The sequence below is a fragment of the Ancylomarina euxina genome, assembly GCF_003863355.1.
Lineage (GTDB): Bacteria > Bacteroidota > Bacteroidia > Bacteroidales > Marinifilaceae > Ancylomarina > Ancylomarina euxinus.
This window is the reverse complement of record NZ_QQWG01000011.1, coordinates 1-18,676: the sequence shown is the minus strand read 5'-3', so window position 1 is coordinate 18,676 and position 18,676 is coordinate 1. Positions and strand designations below refer to the sequence as shown.

Genomic DNA, 18,676 nt, shown 5'->3' with positions numbered 1-18,676 from the left:
ACGGTTAATTCAACGTACTAATTTGGGGATAATTTTTTTAGAGTAGATAGATGGACATTAAAAATGTTTAGTTTTGCAATGTGAAATATACGATTAGTTGATATTGATTAACTTTTACCCTTATTTGTTTGATAAATAAGATGTCGTTTACATCTAATACGATTTTTTAGATCCTAAATTGTTTGACTCATGATTCTATTTTATAATCTATCTATCTTCTTCTATTCGTTATTGGTTCGAGTAGCATCCCTATTTAACCCTAAGGCGAAACAATGGGTTAGGGGGCGTAAAGATATTCTTAAAAAGATAGAGGAGGCTGTAAAGGGTGAAACGAATATGGTTTGGTTTCATTCTGCATCCTTAGGCGAATTTGAGCAGGGAAGGCCGGTAATAGAAGCATTCAAGGAGAAATATCCCAATTATAAAATCGTATTGACTTTCTTTTCGCCATCAGGTTATGAGATTCGCAAGAATTATGAGGGTGTGGATTACGTTTTCTATTTACCAGCAGATACAAAGCGAAATGCAAAGGAATTCATTCGATTGATAGACCCTAAAATGGTTTTCTTTATTAAATATGAATTCTGGTATCATTATTTGAATGAACTTAGAAAGTTAGAGGTTCCTACCTATATTTTTTCAACTATATTTCGTCAGGATCAGATGTTTTTTAAGCCTTACGGAGGACTTTATAGGAAAATACTAAAAGCTTTTTCACACTTTTTTGTTCAGAATGAGGAGTCGATAGAGTTACTTAAGGGCATTGGATTTGAAAATGTGAGCCTGGCAGGAGATACACGTTTCGATCGTGTTTATTCCATTGCTAAGCAGGCTAAGGTTTTGCCTCAACTTGAAGATTTTGCTCAAAACCGACCTGTAATGATTGCAGGAAGTACCTGGCCAAAAGATGAGGAGAATATTATTGCATATATCAACACATCAGAAAATGATTATAAATACATTATAGCCGCTCATGAGGTTGATGAGAGTCATATCAAAAATATTGTGAGTGGTATTGAGAAACCTTACGTGCGATTTACTACAGCTACAAAATCTGAGATTGATGCTGCAGAAGTTCTGGTTGTAGATTGTATTGGAGTTTTGTCTTCTTTGTATCGTTATGGCGATATTTCTTATATAGGAGGCGGTTTTGGGCGAGGGATTCATAATACGCTTGAAGCGGCTTGTTATGGCATGCCTGTTATTTTTGGCCCGAATTACCACAAATTTAAAGAAGCAATTGATCTTCTTGCTCTGGGAGGAGCTCATACCTATGAAAACTATGAGCGGTTAAATAGCCTTCTCGATTCTTATCACAAAGATGTCAGTCTGAGAAAAAAATCTGGCGATTCTTCAAAAAAATACGTTGATGAGATGAGAGGTGCGACAGACAAGATTCTTAACACAATAAAGTTTTAGTTTAAGCTAAACCTATCTTTCTTCACGATTTCAGCTTGTTAGTGTTGTTTTAAAAACCTTAATCTTATTTTAAATAGATTTTCAAGTGATTTTTTTCTGAAAGTCTCTATTTTCAGTACGTTCGGAACGTATTGCATTATCTAGATGTTTTCTTTTTGGAAAACTTTTCGAGTTTTTGGAAATTATTAATTACTGATTGTCAAATTATTAACAATTAATTGTGGATAACTTTCTTCTATTTTATTGTGTTGGTATTGTTGGTTTGGAAAACGATAACTAAATTGCATATTATAAAATTAAAGCAGGAAAAAAACAGAGTCTTATCTCTTTTATGTAAACTGCTTATCGCATTTACATCTACAATTAATAGGATTATGACAGTCAAAGACAAGAAACGAGAGCCGATGGTTACAAAGCAAACTTTTGCTTCAGAAGAAGCATTTAAAGCCTCTCTTGATTATTTTAGAGGAGATGAACTAGCAGCTCGTGTCTGGTTGAATAAATATGCCTTAAAAGATTCTTATGGCAATATTTATGAGAAGACACCAGACGATATGCATCGTCGTATTGCAAGTGAAATTGCCCGTGTTGAAAAAAAGTACTTGAATCCGCTGTCTGAAGATGAAATTTTTGATGTATTAAAAGATTTTAAATACATCGTACCTCAGGGAAGTCCAATGTCTGGTATTGGAAATAAATTCCAGATTGCCTCTTTATCTAATTGTTTTGTAATTGGTAATAATGGCGACTCTGACTCGTATGGTGGCATCATGAAAATTGACCAGGAGCAAGTGCAGTTGATGAAACGCCGTGGAGGTGTTGGTCATGACTTGTCACATATCCGTCCAAAGGGATCACCTGTTAAGAATTCAGCATTAACATCAACAGGTATTGTCCCATTTATGGAACGTTACTCGAACTCGACAAGAGAAGTTGCTCAGGATGGTCGTCGTGGTGCTTTGATGTTGAGTGTTTCTGTAAAGCATCCAGATTCGGAAGAGTTTATTGATGCCAAAATGGAGCAGGGAAAAGTTACTGGAGCAAATGTTTCTGTTAAAATTCTCGATGGGTTTATGGAGGCTGTTCTTGCAGGAAAAGAATACACTCAACAATATCCAATTAATGCTGAGAATCCTAAATACACTAAAGATATTGATGCGGGTAAATTGTGGAAGAAAATTGTTCACAATGCCTGGAAATCAGCAGAACCAGGAATTTTATTCTGGGATACTATTGAAAGAGAATCGGTTCCTGACTGTTATGCCGATCTTGGTTACCGTACAGTTTCAACAAACCCTTGTGGTGAGATTCCATTGTGTCCGTATGATAGTTGTCGTTTGTTAGCTATCAATCTATACAGTTATGTAGAGAATCCTTTTACGCCTCAAGCTAGCTTCAACTACGATTTGTTTAAGAAGCACGTTGGAATGGCTCAGCGTATTATGGATGATATTATTGATCTTGAACTAGAAAAGATCGATGCAATTATTGAAAAAATTGAATTGGATCCCGAAGAGCCAGAAGTAAAGCGTGTAGAACGCAATCTTTGGAACAATATCAAAACAAAAGCCAACGAGGGAAGACGTACTGGTGTAGGTATCACTGCCGAAGGGGATATGGTTGCAGCTATGGGCTTGCAATATGGAACCGAAGCTGCGACTGATTTCTCTGAAGAGGTTCATAAAGTTATAGCGATTGAAGCTTACCGAGCATCAGTTTATTTAGCTAAAGATCGTGGTGCATTTAAGATTTTCGATGCTGAACGAGAAAGCAAAAACCCATTTATTTTACGCTTGAAGGAGGCTGCTCCTGAGATGTACGACGATATGCTTAAGTATGGTCGACGTAATATTGCGTGTTTGACCATTGCACCTACAGGAACGACCAGTTTGATGACGCAAACAACATCAGGTATTGAGCCTGTATTCTTACCGGTTTACAAGCGTCGTAGAAAAGTGAATCCAAACGATAAGGATGTTCGTGTTGATTTTACCGATGAGGTAGGTGATTGTTGGGAAGAATTTGTGGTATTCCACCATAAATTTGTGACTTGGATGGAAGCTAATGGTATTGAAACAGCAAGACATTATAGCAATGAGGAAGTTGATGAGTTGGTAAAACAATCTCCATACTATAAAGCCACATCGAATGATGTAGACTGGTTGCAAAAAGTGCGTATGCAAGGCCGTATCCAGAAATGGGTAGATCACTCAATTAGTGTAACTGTAAATTTACCTAGCGATGTTTCTGAAGAGCTTGTAGGTGATCTATATGTAGAAGCATGGAAGAGTGGATGTAAAGGCTGCACCGTTTATCGTGATGGTTCTCGTTCTGGGGTATTAATTGCTAATGACAAGAAAGAAGAAGCGAGTGGAAAAATCATGCCTGAAAAGCGACCTGAACAATTAGAGGCTGAAGTGGTACGTTTCCAAAATAATAAGGAGAAATGGATTGCAATTATTGGTCTTTATAAAGGACAGCCATATGAGATTTTTACAGGTATTCAGGACGATGAGGAAGGGATTCTATTGCCAAAGTCGGTAAATAAAGGGTTTATTCTTAAGCGTAAGGATGAGGAAGGGAATACACGATATGACTTCCAATACAGCAACAAGCGTGGCTTTAAAACGACTTTCGAAGGTCTTTCGTATAAGTTCGATAAGGAATTCTGGAACTACGCTAAATTGATCTCAGGTGTATTACGTCATGGTATGCCAATTGAGCAAGTTGTGAATTTGATTTCAGGCTTACAATTGGATAGCGAAAACATCAATACATGGAAAAATGGTGTGGAACGTTCTCTTAAAAAATACATTCCAAACGGAACTCAAGCTAAAGGTATGACTTGTACCGATTGTGGTTCGGAGCATGTGATTTATCAGGAAGGTTGCCTGATTTGTCAATCATGTGGAACGTCTAAATGTGGATAAATATTTAGAACAATAAAATTGAAAAGGACGTTCGTTATGAACGTCCTTTTTTGTTCTTAAAGAGAATTTGTTTTTTCACTCAAGCCGCTGGGTTCTTATACCAATTTAATATTAAAACTGGCTTTAAGCAAAATGAAATATTTTTAGCTAGATCAAGGCAAAAAATTGGTTCTATGTTGAATATAGTGGGTGAAGTTTAAACAATTAAATGGTAGTATTTTTTATAGCTGTAATTATTGAGCATTGATTTAAGAGATCTTATAAACCCAATGGATGATTCGTAAAACCGGGAAGTTCCGAGCTTGCCGAGGAAATCACCCGGCTGCACTTATCATACAGGCAGTTTTAAGATTGAGAAAATAGCGGCTCTTGAATTTTTGGTTCTTTTGTTTCAAGACAAAAGAACAAGTAAAAAAATGCTTTAAAAATAATTCACCCACCCAAAACAATATAGCAGCAAAAAAGTAAAAGATAGCCGAGTTGCCTTGCATCTTTTTTAACGAAGATATAGCTGAAAAGTACGGCTTTAGCCCTCCTGAGCTTGCGAATCAATATTTCATAAGACGCGTTTTGATCTTAATTTGGTATTACTTTCTGCTTAGATCAAAAAGTCAGCTCCCCCGGAGGGAATATGAGCACCCTAAATTATATTCGCGAATCAAAAATCAAGTCAGTCTGCTCCTTATCGACTCTCCTTTGAAGCAACTGTAGCACGCCTCACGGCAGACTGGACTTGCAACAAAATGTTAAGAAGGTAGGGCATACGGCTATTCATTAAAAATTAGTGGTTTAAGTTTGTTTTTATGAATGGTTTGAACAAAAAAAATCCGATCGTTAGACCGGATTTTAAATAGTGAACGAGATGTTGAATCTCTATTATTTCTTTGCTTTCGCCCAGGAGTCTTTAAGAGAAACCGTACGGTTAAAGATCAGTCGATCAGTTGTTGTGTCCTTATCTGTTGAGAAATAACCCAAACGAGTAAACTGGAAATGATCTTCAGCTTTTGAATTCTTCAAGCTTGGTTCCACATAGCAGTTATCAAGGATCTGAAGTGAATCTTCGTTTATGAATTCCAAGAAATCTTTCTCCTTATGACTATCTGGAGCTTCGTCGTTGAATAAGCGATCGTAAATTCTGACCTCCGCTTTAGCTGCATGTCTAGCAGAAACCCAGTGAAGTGTTCCTTTTACTTTACGCTTGCTTTCTTCAGTTCCACTGCCCGATTTTGTTAATGGATCGTAGGTACAGTGAATTTCAGTGATGTTACCATCAGCATCTTTCACTGCTTTTTCACACATCACAATATAGCCCGCTTTAAGACGTACCTCGCGACCTGGAGTCATTCTAAAGAATTTCTTAGGTGCATCTTCCATAAAGTCCTCACGCTCGATATATAACTCTCTTGAGAAAGGAATTTCACGAGTACCCGATTCCGGATCTTCAGGGTTATTTTCTATGCTTAGGAATTCTTCTTGTCCTTCAGGGTAATTGGTTAAAACCAATTTAACCGGATCTAGAACAGCCATCACACGAGGTGCTGTTTTATTCAGGTCTTCGCGAATACAATGCTCTAAAAGGGAAACATCAATCACATTATTACGTTTAGCGACACCAATGGTATCAGCAAAATTACGAATTGACTCAGGCGTATAACCTCTACGACGGAAACCAGAGATGGTTGGCATTCGTGGGTCATCCCATCCAGACACATGCTTCTCTGTTACCAATTGAAGAAGCTTACGCTTACTCATGACAGTATAACTCAGATTCAAACGAGCAAATTCGCGTTGTTTAGGCTGATATTCTGTATCTGTGATATTAGAAACAAACCATTCGTATAGTGGACGGTGAACTTCAAATTCAAGTGTGCAAATTGAGTGGGTAATACCTTCCAAATAATCCGACTCGCCATGAGCATAATCGTACATTGGGTAAATACACCAAGCGTCACCGGTACGGTGATGATGAGCATGCAAAATACGGTACATCAAAGGATCACGCATGTGCATGTTTGGCGATGCCATATCAATTTTAGCTCGCAAAACTTTTTCTCCATTTTGAAACTCACCAGCTCTCATTCGAGCAAATAGATCAAGATTTTCCTCAACTGAGCGGTTACGGAATGGGCTTTCAGTTCCTGGAGTTGTTGGTGTACCCTTCTGCTCTGCAATAACAGCTGCTGATTGGTCGTCAACATAAGCCTTACCATCTTTTATCAATTTCACAGCCCAATCGTATAGCTGCTCAAAATAGTCAGAGGTGTAATACGGATCACCATCCCATTTAAAACCTAGCCATTTAATATCTTCCATTATAGAATCTACGTACTCGGTATCCTCCTTTACAGGATTTGTATCGTCGAAACGTAGGTTACATTTCCCCTGGTATTGTTGGGCAAGGCTGAAGTTTAGGCAGATTGCTTTTGCATGTCCAATGTGTAGGTAACCATTTGGCTCCGGTGGGAAGCGGGTGTGTACTCTACCATCATTGACATTGTTTTTCAGATCTTCTTCAATGATCTGCTGGATAAAATTCAGAGATTTTACTTCTTTAGTGTTCTCCTCATTCATAGTCTTGTTATCCATACTTCATTCAATTTTAGATGATTCAATGTATTGCCTGAGATTCTTCAGAATCTCGCCTTGTTTTGCCCTAATCCTTACCTATATGCACTTTGTAACTGTCATAGCAGGTATAAAGGGTTCGAACTGACAAAAGTAGAGATTTTCACTTAATAAAACAGCCACACCTCCATGAATTTGTACGAGAGGATGAATTTGAATCAGGCTTATAGAAAATTGTCCTATATTCGCCATCATAAATTTAGAACGTGAGCTATAAAAATAGGAGGTTGTTTTTTAATCTCAGCGTCTTTTATCTCACATCTTAGATCTAAAAAAATGAAGGGAATTATAGAATTAGAAGGATTGGAGTTTTACGGCTATCATGGCTGTTTTGTTGAAGAGCAAGTGGTGGGTAATAAGTTTATCGTATCGGTACGTATGGAGTATAATGCTGAAAAACCAGCCGCTTCTGATGCCATTGCCGATGCACTCAATTATCAAAGAGCATACGAAATGATTCAGGAAGAGTTTAAAATTAAGTCTCACCTACTGGAACATGTTGCTCAACGTTTATTGGATATGCTTTACGCTAAATTTCCAGAATTGGAGCATGCTACGGTTAAGGTTTCGAAAATGAACCCCCCTATGGGCGGGCAAATTGAGAAAGTGAGCTTAACTTTAAGTCGATAAGTTTTTGATTCTCTTTAAGCTGCAAGAATTGAAGAAAAAAAATATTAGAAAAGCTTTAAAAAGTTTGTAAAGTATTTTCTTTATTACTTATCTTTGCATCGCTCTTAAGGAGAAAAGGGTCTCTTGGCCGAGTGGCTAGGCACCGGTCTGCAAAACCGTCTACGGCGGTTCGAATCCGCCAGAGACCTCCAAGTAAATTTCCAAAGCCGTAATTCATAACGAATTACGGCTTTGTTGTTTCTGAGTGTTGCCGTTTTTGTTGCCATTTTGCTAATCAATTAAGCTCACAGAATAACTTATGATGAAAGAACCGAAAGTTATGGATGAAGACAACTTTGATAAGTGGATTAATTTTTTAGATCCCCAAAATTTCAAAAAAAATCTAACTTCTATTTCAATTTACATTGCCTTTTTTGAAACTTTTAAGGATTATGTTGTAGACGAAGTAAAATCCTTTTATAATACGGGATTTGCCCAAAATGAAGATAAATTCTGTTTAGGTTATAAAAAAAATGTTCTGGTAAAAGATAAGAATGTTTTAAATGCATCATTAATTTGGCTTCAGGAAATGAACGCAATATGTGAACAAGATATTGCTAAGTTTCACCAATTAAGGAAATTTCGAAATAAGTTAACTCATGAAATGATGGGCTTGTTATTTGAGGGTGTTGATGAACTTCCTCAACAATTTAAAGATCTCATAACTCTTAAGATAAAGATCGAAAAATGGTGGATAATGAATGTAGAGATTCCTTCAAACCCTAAATTTGATGGTAGAGATGATATAAAAGAAGATGATATTGGAACTTCATCGGAGATGTTAAATAGATTGATCACGGATATCCTTTCTGATGATGAAAAAACAGCAAACTATTATAAAGATGAGTTCATAAAATTTGAACAACAAAAGAAGGAATCTAAAAATAGTTAAGAATCGAAGTTAAGTGTTGAAAACTTAATGGTTATGGACGTTGAAATATTTAAATATACCCTTATTTATCCCCTTATAAATATTGGTTTACGTTTTGTGTGTTATTAGTAGTGGATCTAGAAGCGCTTATCTTTCGGCTTAAGAACTAGATTTATCAAATGCTTAAAAATTGAAGTTTAGTAGCAAATTGACATTAGTTATAAACATTATTAGGGTTTGTGTTTTTTCATTTTTGAAATTTTCTTTACGTATTTAATCCGTTGAAGATGACCATTTCGCGAAGCCTCACTTATCGTTAAATCAACCGAACGTTCAAAAGTGTGATCTAATGGACTAATAGCATTATTCTTCACTTGAATCCCTGTAACTTTGGGATTGTGTGTGCAATAATAAGTCTTTTTGAAATTTATTTTCAATCCGCGATTCCGCAATTCCTCTAAAATTTTGGATGTCCTATTCTTAAAATCAACAGGACTTGAGAATGTAATATCATCTACATATACCGAAACTTTTAATCCTTCGGTTTTGTATTTTTCAAAAAGGTCTCCACAGCTATGGTAAACTACTAAAGCTGCTATAAATGAAGAAGTAGGACAGCCTTGGGGTATAGCTCCTTCTTTAGTGCAGATTCGAGTTATTAATTTTGCAACATCAGGATAAAAACCTTCCTTTCTAAGAGCTTTTTCGATACTAGTATAGTGAACTGACCCGTAAAAATCTTTTAAATCGGTAAGAAAAAAATATTTATTTCCTTGGTGCCAACGTGCATTTAAAACTGCATCTTTTTTCTTTAAGCCACCAAAAAAGTATTCAGGTAATTTAAGTTCATATAAAACATTATTCAATAACAAGAACTGAACATATTTCAAATCGTTTATGGGCGCATTTATTGGCCTTGTTAATGCAACTCCATTCTCAAATCTTGGTTGTTTCTTTTCATCCGTCTTAGGCTCATCCCAATTTCTGTAAAATTTGCTTTCATCTGAATCAAGAGAAGAAGATAATTGGAGTAGCAAGTCTTTATTAATTTTTAAAGCATAAGCTAAGTCTTTTATCCTTTTTTTCATTTCTGATTAATTAGGAAATAAAAACATCACTTATTAAACCTTTAATTGAAGGTTCTAACATGTTGAAGGCATCTTGCTTAGATTCAGCAATATCTTCTTTGTCAAGTGAAAAGAAAACTAATACTGGCATTGGAATAGAAAGAGCATTGGCAATTTGCTTTAAAATACTTAAAGTAGGCTCTTTCCTGCCTTTCTCAATTGAAGAAAGGTATGATTGTGATAAACCACATTTAACAGCAAAATCAGTTTGCTTAAAACCTTTTTGCTGTCTTAAATCTTTTATGGCATTACCTATATTCATATCAATATTTGGTTAAAAATAAATGAGAAGTGCGGAATTAGAATAACTCTATGATATCGTCAATTCCGAAGAATTTCAAAAATCTTAGAAGTAGGGAGAGTATTTTCAAAAGTTCGTTTGGACTATTGTCCGTTTCGTTGTTTGACATCTCTTCCAACTCTAATAGAATTGCTTCTAATAAAGTTTTATCCTCTTCCGAGAACGCGTACCCGCTCTTTGCGAGTATTGACTTTACTCCGTTTTGGAGTTGGTCAATTCTGTGTTTGTGTTTCATACTATATCGTATTTATTAACAAGGGAAGCACTATGCTACCTGCTTAATTAGCTGTGTGAACCCATATAGGATACAGTCCTAGACACTTCTCGATTTCCTGCTTAAAAAAAACTCTAATACCAATTAGGTCAGTCTTAAAGCAACTCTGCTAGGGGTTCAATCATTCTAATTCTGTCTTCTGCGCGTCTTTCAGTCGTACATCTGATCAGTTGTTAGGTTTCTTGTTGCCGTCACAAATACCCATTACGGGTGGAGGGAAAAACCCTCTTCAATAGTTTTAAAAAAAAACTCTCGGGCTCACTACACAAACATTCAAAGAACTACAATACAAATATACGCAAAATATTTCTGTGAGCAATAAAATAATCGATAAAATTGACATTTATTTTCTATGAGCAATATAATCAGATAATCACAAGCTGATTTTATTAGAATATTACTTAAAATACACCTTACTAATTAAAACAATCATATAGATATTATTTATTACATCTATTTTGAAAAGGTATTGATATCCAACCATAGTTGGAGAGATAACAGCAATTGATTATTATTTGTTTCAAATATGATGCACTAATAAGTAAACCCAGCTTTAAATATCTTAGATATTCCCTGTAGTCAAAACATAGAAAGGATGGCTTACAATAAAGCAAAAAGCCCATTAAATGGGCTTTACAGGATATTAAAGATACTTTTCAAAAGGGGGTAGTAAACTAGGTTTTTACATCCGCGATTAATGAGATTTAAGAACCTTTGAAACACCCAGTCTTTTAAGCCCGAAACCCAGCTTTAAATATCTTAGATATTCCCTATAGTCAAAACATAGAAAGGATGGCTTACATCAAAACAGAAAGCCCGATTTAATGGGCTTTGCAGGATATTTATGATACTTTTCAAAAGGGGTACTAAACTAGGTTTTAATATCTGTGATTAATGAGCTTATAAAAACACTTGAAAAACCCGTTTAAATTGCTCGAATTGCAAAATTCTTATACTCTATATAATTCTTAGGCAATGCTTTTATTATTTTCAGATTCCTGATGTTCTTTTAGCCTTTTACTAACTTTTGATATAGTGTGACGTGAACAGCTCAGCATATCCTGAATATGATTGTAGCTCTTACGATCATTGAGCAAGCTTTCAATTTTTCTTTGAAGTTCAATATTTTCTGGGCGACCCTTATACTTGCCTTGTGATTTTGCTTTTTTCACTCCCTCTGATTGCCTACGTCTCCTATCTATATAATCCTTTCGAGCTGTAGCCGCCAAAATATCTAACATCATAGAGTTAATAGCTTCAAGTATTCGTGTTTGAAACTCATCGGTTGATTTGGCGAAGTTGTAACTAGTGGGTAAATCCATTGATACTATTTTTAGTTTATTACCAATGATGATACTTTTCAACTTTTGCCAGTCACTTTCTGACAATCTTGTAATCCTATCAATTTGCTCTATCAGTATAGCATCTCCTTCCTCGGCCAATTCCAATAATCGAAATAACTCTGGGCGATTCAATTTTGCGCCTGATTCATTTTCGACAAACCACGCCGATATTTTGATCTTCAAATTTTCAGCAAAGAAGCAAAGGCGGATCCCATAATAAAACGATTATTGTAGAATGGTTCGATCGAAGTCATAATGGAGAATACCAAAAGAATTAAGCTGATTATATCCGTTTAAGCAATACTTATAGTGCATCTGAAAAAGATTATGAAGAAATAAAACAGCTTGCACATTCATATGGAACGACAATGGGAATTGCATTCTCACTTAAATATTTAAATAAATACTGAAAATAGGTTTCAGGTTGCTTAAATCGGCTTTTAGTATCTGCACTTATTCTCTGCAAAGCCTATGTTTTCTGGTAAAATGGAAATATGATCAACAAGCTGTTATTTTCAGTTTTTAATCTATTTGTAAAGTGTTGAAATTAATTGTTTTTATGCAAAATCGTTCATTTTTTCACTATGTTTAGCGCTCAATAAAAAACAACATTAATAAACACTAAAAAGAGAGATTAATATGAGTGGCGTTATCATAAAAAATTCAAGAAACACGGAAAATGCACCCCAAAGTTCTGTATCTACACAAACTGTAGCTTTTTCTCATTACAACAATATTTCAGCTCAACTACCTATCGATCCAAAATCTGGTCAAATTGTAGGTAATGATGTGAAAGAGCAGGCAAAACAGTGCTTGGCTAATATTAAAGCAATTGTAGAAAGTATCGATCACGTAATGGACGATGTCGTTAAAATCAATGTATTCGTTAAGAATATCTCCGATATTGACGCAATAGATGAAGTTTATGCAACATTCTTCCAAGACTCTCGTCCTACACGCACGATAGTTGCAGTTGCCGCTTTACCTTTGAATGATGCTTTGGTACAAATGGATGCACTTATTTCAAACGGTGAAGGTACAGCTCCACAAGCACCTTGTGCTCTGATAAAAGTTTCAAGAAACACGAAAAATGCACCCAAAAGTTCGGTATCTAAACAGACTGTTGCTTTTTCTCATTATAACAATCTTTCAGCTCAATTACCGATCGATCCTAAAACGGGTAAAATAGTAGCTGGTGGTGTAAAAGAACAGACTGAACAGTGTTTAAATAACATTAAAGCAATTTTAGAAAGTATTGACCACCTTATGGATGATGTCGTTAAAACAACGATATTCCTTAGAGACATCTCGGATATTGAAGCCGTAAACGAAGTTTGTGCTAAATTTTTCCCAAACTATGTTCCTGCACGCTCAACCGTCAACGCTTCAGCTTTACCTATGGATGCTTTGGTACAAATTGATACCGTTATTTCACACGGTGATGGTACACCCCCACAACTTCCTGAAGACACTAGTCTACTCGTTATAGAAGCAAGCAATACGGAAAATGCACCCAAAGTTCCTTATTCACATACTGTCGCTTTTTCTCATTACAATCATATTTCAGCTCAGTTACCTTTGGACCCCAAAACGAATGAAATAGTTGCCGGTGGAGTAAAAGAGCAGGCTGAACAATGCCTGAAAAATATCAAGGCAATTATCGAAAGTGTTGATCACCTTATGGACGATGCAGTTAAAATAAATATCCAACTGAAAAATATCGCAGATATTGATGCCGTAAACGAAGTTTACACAACATTCTTCAATGGCGATCTTCCTGCAAGAACAGTCATTGGTGTTTCAGCTATCCCTATGGATGCTTTGGTACAAATTGATGCCGTTGTCTCTAACGCTGAAGGTACACCTCCAGCGAAATAAGAAGATCTATTTTTTATTTCAGATCTTGAAAGAAAAGTCAAAATGAAAGCCCATCTGTGAAAATTCACGGATGGGTTTTTTCGTGGTTTATTTTCTCCTGCAGATTGGATATTTTTTGCTTACCCATAAAACTAATACCAATTTAATATCAAAACTGGCTTTAAGCAAAATGAAATATTTTTAGCTAGATCAAGGCAAAAAATTGGTTCTATATTGAATATAGTGGGTGAAGTTTAAACAATTAAATGGTAGTATTTTTTATAGCTGTAATTATTGAGCATTGATTTAAGAGATCTTATAAACCCAATGGATGATTAGTAAAACCGGGAAGTTCCGAGCTTGCCGAGGAAATCACCCGGCTGCACTTATCATACAGGCAGTTTTAAGATTGAGAAAATCGCGGCTCTTGAATTTTTGGTTCTTTTGTTTCAAGACAAAAGAACAAGTAAAAAAATGCTTTAAAAATAATTCACCCACCCAAAACAATATAGCAGCAAAAAAGTAAAAGATAGCCGAGTTACCTTGCATCTTTTTTAACGAAGATATAGCTGAAAAGTACGGCTTTAGCCCTCCTGAGCTTGCGAATCAATATTTCATAAGACGCGTTTTGATCTTAATTTGGTATAATTTATTAATATTTGTCCTATTCTGACATTGAAAATCGCTTTCTGCTGCTCTTAAATTATTTGTTTAGTAGATCCGATTCGTTTAGGTAAAAGACCAGTCCGTCAAGTATTTTTTATTCCTGTTTCTTTTTTCGGTAAATTGAATGGACTCGAATTTTCAGGCTCATTAAGTCTTGTTAATTCAAGCTTAATTCAATTAAAAAAAATCGAATTATGAAGAAAGTAAATGCATATGCAGCAAGTGAGGTAGGAGGACAACTAAAACCTTTTGAATACGAGTTGGCAGAACTTGGTCGCGATGAGGTGGACATCAAGGTGCACTATTGTGGTATTTGTCATTCCGATTTAAGCATGTTGAATAATGAATGGGGCATGACCCAATACCCTTTTGTTCCCGGGCACGAAATAGTGGGTGAGGTTGCTGCTGTGGGGGACGATGTGAAAACACTTAAACCAGGTGATTTAGTAGGCTTGGGCTGGAATTCGGCATCCTGTATGCACTGTAAACAGTGTATGGATGGGAGTCATCATCTGTGTAACACAGTAGAAGGAACCATCGTAGGGCGACATGGTGGCTTTGCTGATTACGTCAGAGGACATTGGTCCTGGGCGATTCCACTTCCTAAGGGCATCGACATGAAAAAAGCTGGCCCTTTACTTTGTGGTGGTATTACCGTATTTAATCCTATTCTATTAGCAGGCGTAAAAGCCACTGATCGTGTTGGTGTTATTGGCATAGGAGGACTGGGGCATATGGCCTTAAAATTCTTGAATAAGTGGGGCTGCGAGGTGATTGCTTTTAGCTCAAACCCAGATAAAAAGGAGCAAATACTTGCCATGGGGGCCACCAAAATTATCAATTCCAGAGAGCCTGAAGAATTGGAAAGCATTGCGGGAAGTTTGGATTTTATCCTGAACACCACCAATGTAACTTTAGACTGGAACGCCTATCTATCTGCCCTTGCTCCCAAAGGTCGGTTTCATAATGTGGGAGCGGTTTTAGAACCCATGGCCATACCCGCCTTTTCCTTGATAATGGGTGAAAAATCGGTTGCTGGTAGCCCGTTGGGAAGTCCTGCACTAACTCTTAAGATGCTGGAATTTTGTGTTCGTCACGATATTTATCCTATCGTAGAAGAGTTTCCTATGTCTAAAGTGAATGAGGCTATGACGCATTTGGAAAAAGGAAAGGCTAGATATCGAATTGTGCTTAAGGTTTAATTCATAAAAAACGAGATCCTAATGGAACTCGTTTTTTTATCATACCTGAAAATGAATTATGATTCTTCGACTAAATAGGTTATTGTTGAGACCCCAGCTAATCGTAACTGTTTTATTAAGTCGTTCAAGATTCCCTGTTTAATGTCTTTTCTTGAACTAAATTGGACCGTAGCATTAGGGTTTTTCTCCAAATACGGTTTTAGTTTAAGTGCAAGCTGATCCATAGTACAAAGCTTATTATTAAAGGAAATGCCATCCTTAGTCACATTTAATTTAATGGTTTGAGCTGCAGATGTTGAGTAATTTAATTTCTTAACACTAGCTTTTCTTAATTCTACTTTCACATCGGTGATGATTCCCATTTTTGTGTTCTTATCTGCTTTTAAGCTTACAACTGAGTTTGGGTTCTTATCCAAAATGGGTTTCAGTTTTTCGCCCAGCTGGTTGATAGGGCATGCTTTTCCGTTTAGAAAAATACTTTCATTAGTTATTTGGATATAGATTATCGAGTTTGAAGCTTTTTGACTTGAAACTTGTGGAACTCTCTCGGGTATATTTGACGAATTTCCAGTGTTTTTACTAGGAGGTACTGAAACTCTAATGGGAACAATATTGTCGATATGAGAACGTTCAGTCTTATCTAATTGGAAGTAGTCCCTATTAAATAAAGCTTGCGCTTTCTCTTTTCTAACTTTAAGGTAAGCTTTCCCAAGAGCCTTAAGCGTAAAATCGAAGTCAGATTTTTTTGTGCCTCTATCGTACATAAAAGAAATAACACCTTTACTTATAAGAGCTTGTTGTTCATCATTCAAATTCACCTTTTGCATTTCAGGCCCCACTCTTCCCCAATAGTCATTCCCTTTCAGAAAACTGATTATAATAGCTTCAACTTCCTTCTTTTCAACAACTTGTCCATTGATGAGATGGTCTCCATTTCTGTTCTGAAGCATTACTAAAACGTTTCTTTGCTTGATTCGGAAAGCTTCCGATACAATACCTTGTTCGCCCATATTGGCATACTTCGTTACAATACGACTATTTTGAGGTAGATTATCGACTGTCCAATAACTTAGCCAAATTTCACTACTATCTGCTTGAATAATAAGAGGCGGTAGTGTATTGACTTTCTTAATGATTTCTGGTTGTGTAAAGGCTTGTAAAAGTAAAAGCCCCATGGGTAAAAAGAATAGTGCTTTTGCAACGCCCCATCGTTTAATTTGTTTCTTTTTCATCATTTTTAATCGTTTTGAAATTGAACCTTGTTTGAAATGATTCGCTGAAGCAAAACGTCTTTTGCCTACAGCTTTTTCTAAAATCAACAATTGATATTGTGTTGCATCGATGCCAGTGTTGAGTACGGCCTGATCGGCCTGAAATTCATGAACCAGTTTGAGTTCCTTTTTGAGTAACCATGCAAAGGGGTTGAACCATTGCAAATAACAAACCAGTTCGATTAAGACCACATCAAATGAATGATGCAATCGGATATGTGCTTCTTCGTGCAGAAGAATGGGTGTTTTATTCTGTTCGTAATCCTGTTTCGAAAGTACAATGTAATTCAAGAAGGAGAAAGCCTGAATGGCATCGCTAACTATTGCCACTAGGATATCTTTATAGGTTTTTATGGTCGCTTTTTTCAGCCATTTTAAAATACTTTGGTATGAGACAATCATACGAATACAAAGCATGCTTAGAATGCTGCAGTAGACTATTGCCGCCCAGTTTATTGAGTTAGAATCAGATGTTTCTACTAGGGTTTGTTTTTGATGTGAACTGATAACAGCTGTTTCGAGCAAAGGCATTTCAATCATTTCCCGAACTTTTTGGATGGGAGTTGAGCTGATTTCGTTTGCTGGAATTAAATGCGCCACTAAAGGCATGGCAAAGGCTGCACAAACTGATAGTAAAAGCGTTCGTCTTTTGTATCTGTGGTTGGCATCCCTGTTTAGTAATAGCTTGTATAACACACAAAAGAATGCCAAACTAATACCAACCTTTATCATATAAGTTATGAAGATGAGCATAATTAGCTTTCTTTATTGTTTTCGATATCCTGAATCAGCTTTTTAAGCTCGTCAAGCGATAAATTCTCTTCTTCAACAAACATGGAAACCACGCGTTGGTACGAATTGTCGAAGTATTTTTGAACCACATTACCTAAAGTTTTTTTGCGGTAATCGGCTTCGCTAATCGCAGCAAAATAGCGATGTGTTTTACCGAAAGATTCATGATTAATGAAACCTTTCTCTTCTAAAGCCCTCACCATGGTAGATAAGGTATTGTAATGCAACTTCTGATCGGGATACTTCTTTTGAAGATCTTTAACAAACATGGGGCCTTCTGCCCAAAACAATTGCATGATCTCTTCTTCCTTTTGTGTTAGCTTCTTCATAATGCGAATATTTTAAATCAAATATAACTATAAAATCTAGTTATACAACTAAAATTTGCAGTTCTCATTACTTAAATCTTTGTTTTACTGCTTTATGTGTAATGCTGTGATTAACTAAATCCTTTGTTTTAGGAGCTTGCAGAATGAATTTCATTTATGATTTTATTTTTTTATTCTATTAGGCTTAAGCAACCTATTTCTCAGTTGCGTTAACAAAATTTAAGTTAGAAATTCTCTCAACTTTTCTCTATAAAACCCTTAAGGCTCATGAAATTTTCTATATTTGTTAGAACAAGCTGGAATGAGGTTGTAAGGAACTACTGAGGCTTGAAAAGTGTTTCATTTAAAATTATAGACTATGAGTTTTTTTTTCAATAACGATAATGCCCCAAAAACGAGTTATACACCTCTTGAGCTTGTAAGCGAAATGGAAAAGCGAGATGATATTCTGCTTATTGATATTCGTGAATCGCACGAATTGGCACAAGGAGGGATAAAGAATGCTATTCACATTCCTATGGGGCAGATACCTGAGATGATGGGGACTTTGCCTAAGGATAAGGATTTGGTTATATTTTGCCATTTAGGCTTCAGAAGCAAGCAAGTGAGGCGCTACCTTCAAAAGGGAGGATTCCACAGAACTGCTCATATAAAAGGTGGGATTAACCGATGGCACAAAGAGATTAGTACGAAATAAGCTTAATCACAAAAATATTTAAAGAGCTCAACAATTGAATTTGTTGAGCTTTTTTTAGTATGTCGGGCATGGTGATATACTAGCAGGATGTAAGTTCCTGTGTACGCCGAGTTGATAGGAAGTACTAGCGATTGGCAAGGGTGTTATAGGTGACTACAAATCTGAAGGAAGCCATTAGCAAAGTCGATGTTCTAACGAACAGAAATCTGATATAAGGCTCAAATGGGAAGGGTAACCGAGCCATAGATTGGGAACGCCCAAAATTCAACCGTAATCCCATAGGGTAAATCAGATAGGACACGA

14 protein-coding genes and 1 tRNA gene are annotated in these 18,676 nt (G+C 36.2%); 8 read left to right on the top strand and 7 right to left on the bottom strand.

What is annotated here, in order from left to right:
* Positions 1-189: 189 nt before the first annotated feature.
* Both DWB61_RS11470 and DWB61_RS11465 read left to right on the top strand, forming a co-directional pair.
* Entirely contained in the window at positions 190-1,419 is a 1,230-nt protein-coding gene (locus DWB61_RS11470; protein WP_125031052.1) for a 3-deoxy-D-manno-octulosonic acid transferase, read from the top strand.
* 374 nt (positions 1,420-1,793) lie between these two features.
* Positions 1,794-4,349, top strand: a complete 2,556-nt coding sequence (locus DWB61_RS11465) for an adenosylcobalamin-dependent ribonucleoside-diphosphate reductase (RefSeq protein WP_125031051.1) — start codon at positions 1,794-1,796, stop codon at positions 4,347-4,349.
* A gap of 876 nt (positions 4,350-5,225) precedes the next feature.
* On the opposite strand, the gene DWB61_RS11460 is transcribed toward DWB61_RS11465, so the two are convergent.
* Positions 5,226-6,935, bottom strand: coding sequence for a glutamine--tRNA ligase/YqeY domain fusion protein (locus tag DWB61_RS11460; RefSeq protein ID WP_225423384.1), 1,710 nt, complete (start codon positions 6,933-6,935; stop codon positions 5,226-5,228).
* A 315-nt stretch (positions 6,936-7,250) separates the two neighbouring features.
* Here DWB61_RS11460 and folB point away from each other — a divergent pair, with 315 nt between their 5' ends.
* The 3 genes from folB to DWB61_RS11445 all read left to right on the top strand — a co-directional run bounded on the left by folB (position 7,251) and on the right by DWB61_RS11445 (position 8,535).
* The gene (folB, locus tag DWB61_RS11455) at positions 7,251-7,604 is read left to right on the top strand and encodes a dihydroneopterin aldolase (RefSeq protein WP_125031050.1); all 354 of its coding nucleotides are present in this window, start codon (positions 7,251-7,253) and stop codon (positions 7,602-7,604) included.
* Positions 7,605-7,721: 117 nt separating this feature from the next.
* Positions 7,722-7,795 (top strand) — tRNA-Cys (locus DWB61_RS11450).
* Between the two features lie 110 nt (positions 7,796-7,905).
* Positions 7,906-8,535, top strand: a complete 630-nt coding sequence (locus DWB61_RS11445; RefSeq protein WP_125031049.1) for a hypothetical protein — start codon at positions 7,906-7,908, stop codon at positions 8,533-8,535.
* Between the two features lie 209 nt (positions 8,536-8,744).
* On the opposite strand, the gene DWB61_RS11440 is transcribed toward DWB61_RS11445, so the two are convergent.
* From DWB61_RS11440 to DWB61_RS11425, 4 genes are all read right to left on the bottom strand, one after another.
* Positions 8,745-9,602, bottom strand: a complete 858-nt coding sequence (locus DWB61_RS11440) for a reverse transcriptase family protein (protein WP_125031048.1) — start codon at positions 9,600-9,602, stop codon at positions 8,745-8,747.
* Positions 9,603-9,612: 10 nt separating this feature from the next.
* Positions 9,613-9,903, bottom strand: coding sequence for a helix-turn-helix domain-containing protein (locus DWB61_RS11435; protein ID WP_125031047.1), 291 nt, complete (start codon positions 9,901-9,903; stop codon positions 9,613-9,615).
* A 37-nt stretch (positions 9,904-9,940) separates the two neighbouring features.
* A complete protein-coding gene (locus tag DWB61_RS11430; RefSeq protein ID WP_125031046.1) occupies positions 9,941-10,177 on the bottom strand; it encodes a hypothetical protein in 237 nt (78 codons plus the stop codon).
* Positions 10,178-11,184: 1,007 nt separating this feature from the next.
* A complete protein-coding gene (locus DWB61_RS11425) occupies positions 11,185-11,742 on the bottom strand; it encodes a recombinase family protein (RefSeq protein ID WP_156190240.1) in 558 nt (185 codons plus the stop codon).
* A 456-nt stretch (positions 11,743-12,198) separates the two neighbouring features.
* Here DWB61_RS11425 and DWB61_RS11420 point away from each other — a divergent pair, with 456 nt between their 5' ends.
* Together DWB61_RS11420 and ahr are read left to right on the top strand one after the other, a co-directional pair.
* On the top strand, positions 12,199-13,437 hold the full coding sequence (locus DWB61_RS11420) for a RidA family protein (RefSeq protein ID WP_125031044.1): 1,239 nt from the start codon (positions 12,199-12,201) through the stop codon (positions 13,435-13,437).
* 839 nt (positions 13,438-14,276) lie between these two features.
* Positions 14,277-15,284, top strand: a complete 1,008-nt coding sequence (ahr, locus tag DWB61_RS11415) for an NADPH-dependent aldehyde reductase Ahr (protein WP_125031043.1) — start codon at positions 14,277-14,279, stop codon at positions 15,282-15,284.
* Positions 15,285-15,340: 56 nt separating this feature from the next.
* On the opposite strand, the gene DWB61_RS11410 is transcribed toward ahr, so the two are convergent.
* Both DWB61_RS11410 and DWB61_RS11405 read right to left on the bottom strand, forming a co-directional pair.
* Positions 15,341-17,308, bottom strand: coding sequence for a biopolymer transporter ExbD (locus DWB61_RS11410; protein WP_125031042.1), 1,968 nt, complete (start codon positions 17,306-17,308; stop codon positions 15,341-15,343).
* A 2-nt stretch (positions 17,309-17,310) separates the two neighbouring features.
* Positions 17,311-17,676, bottom strand: coding sequence for a BlaI/MecI/CopY family transcriptional regulator (locus DWB61_RS11405; RefSeq protein WP_125031041.1), 366 nt, complete (start codon positions 17,674-17,676; stop codon positions 17,311-17,313).
* A gap of 358 nt (positions 17,677-18,034) precedes the next feature.
* Between DWB61_RS11405 and DWB61_RS11400 the strand changes: the two genes are divergently transcribed.
* Positions 18,035-18,373: a rhodanese-like domain-containing protein gene (locus DWB61_RS11400; RefSeq protein ID WP_125031040.1), complete on the top strand. Its 339-nt coding sequence runs from the start codon at positions 18,035-18,037 to the stop codon at positions 18,371-18,373.
* Positions 18,374-18,676: the final 303 nt, after the last annotated feature.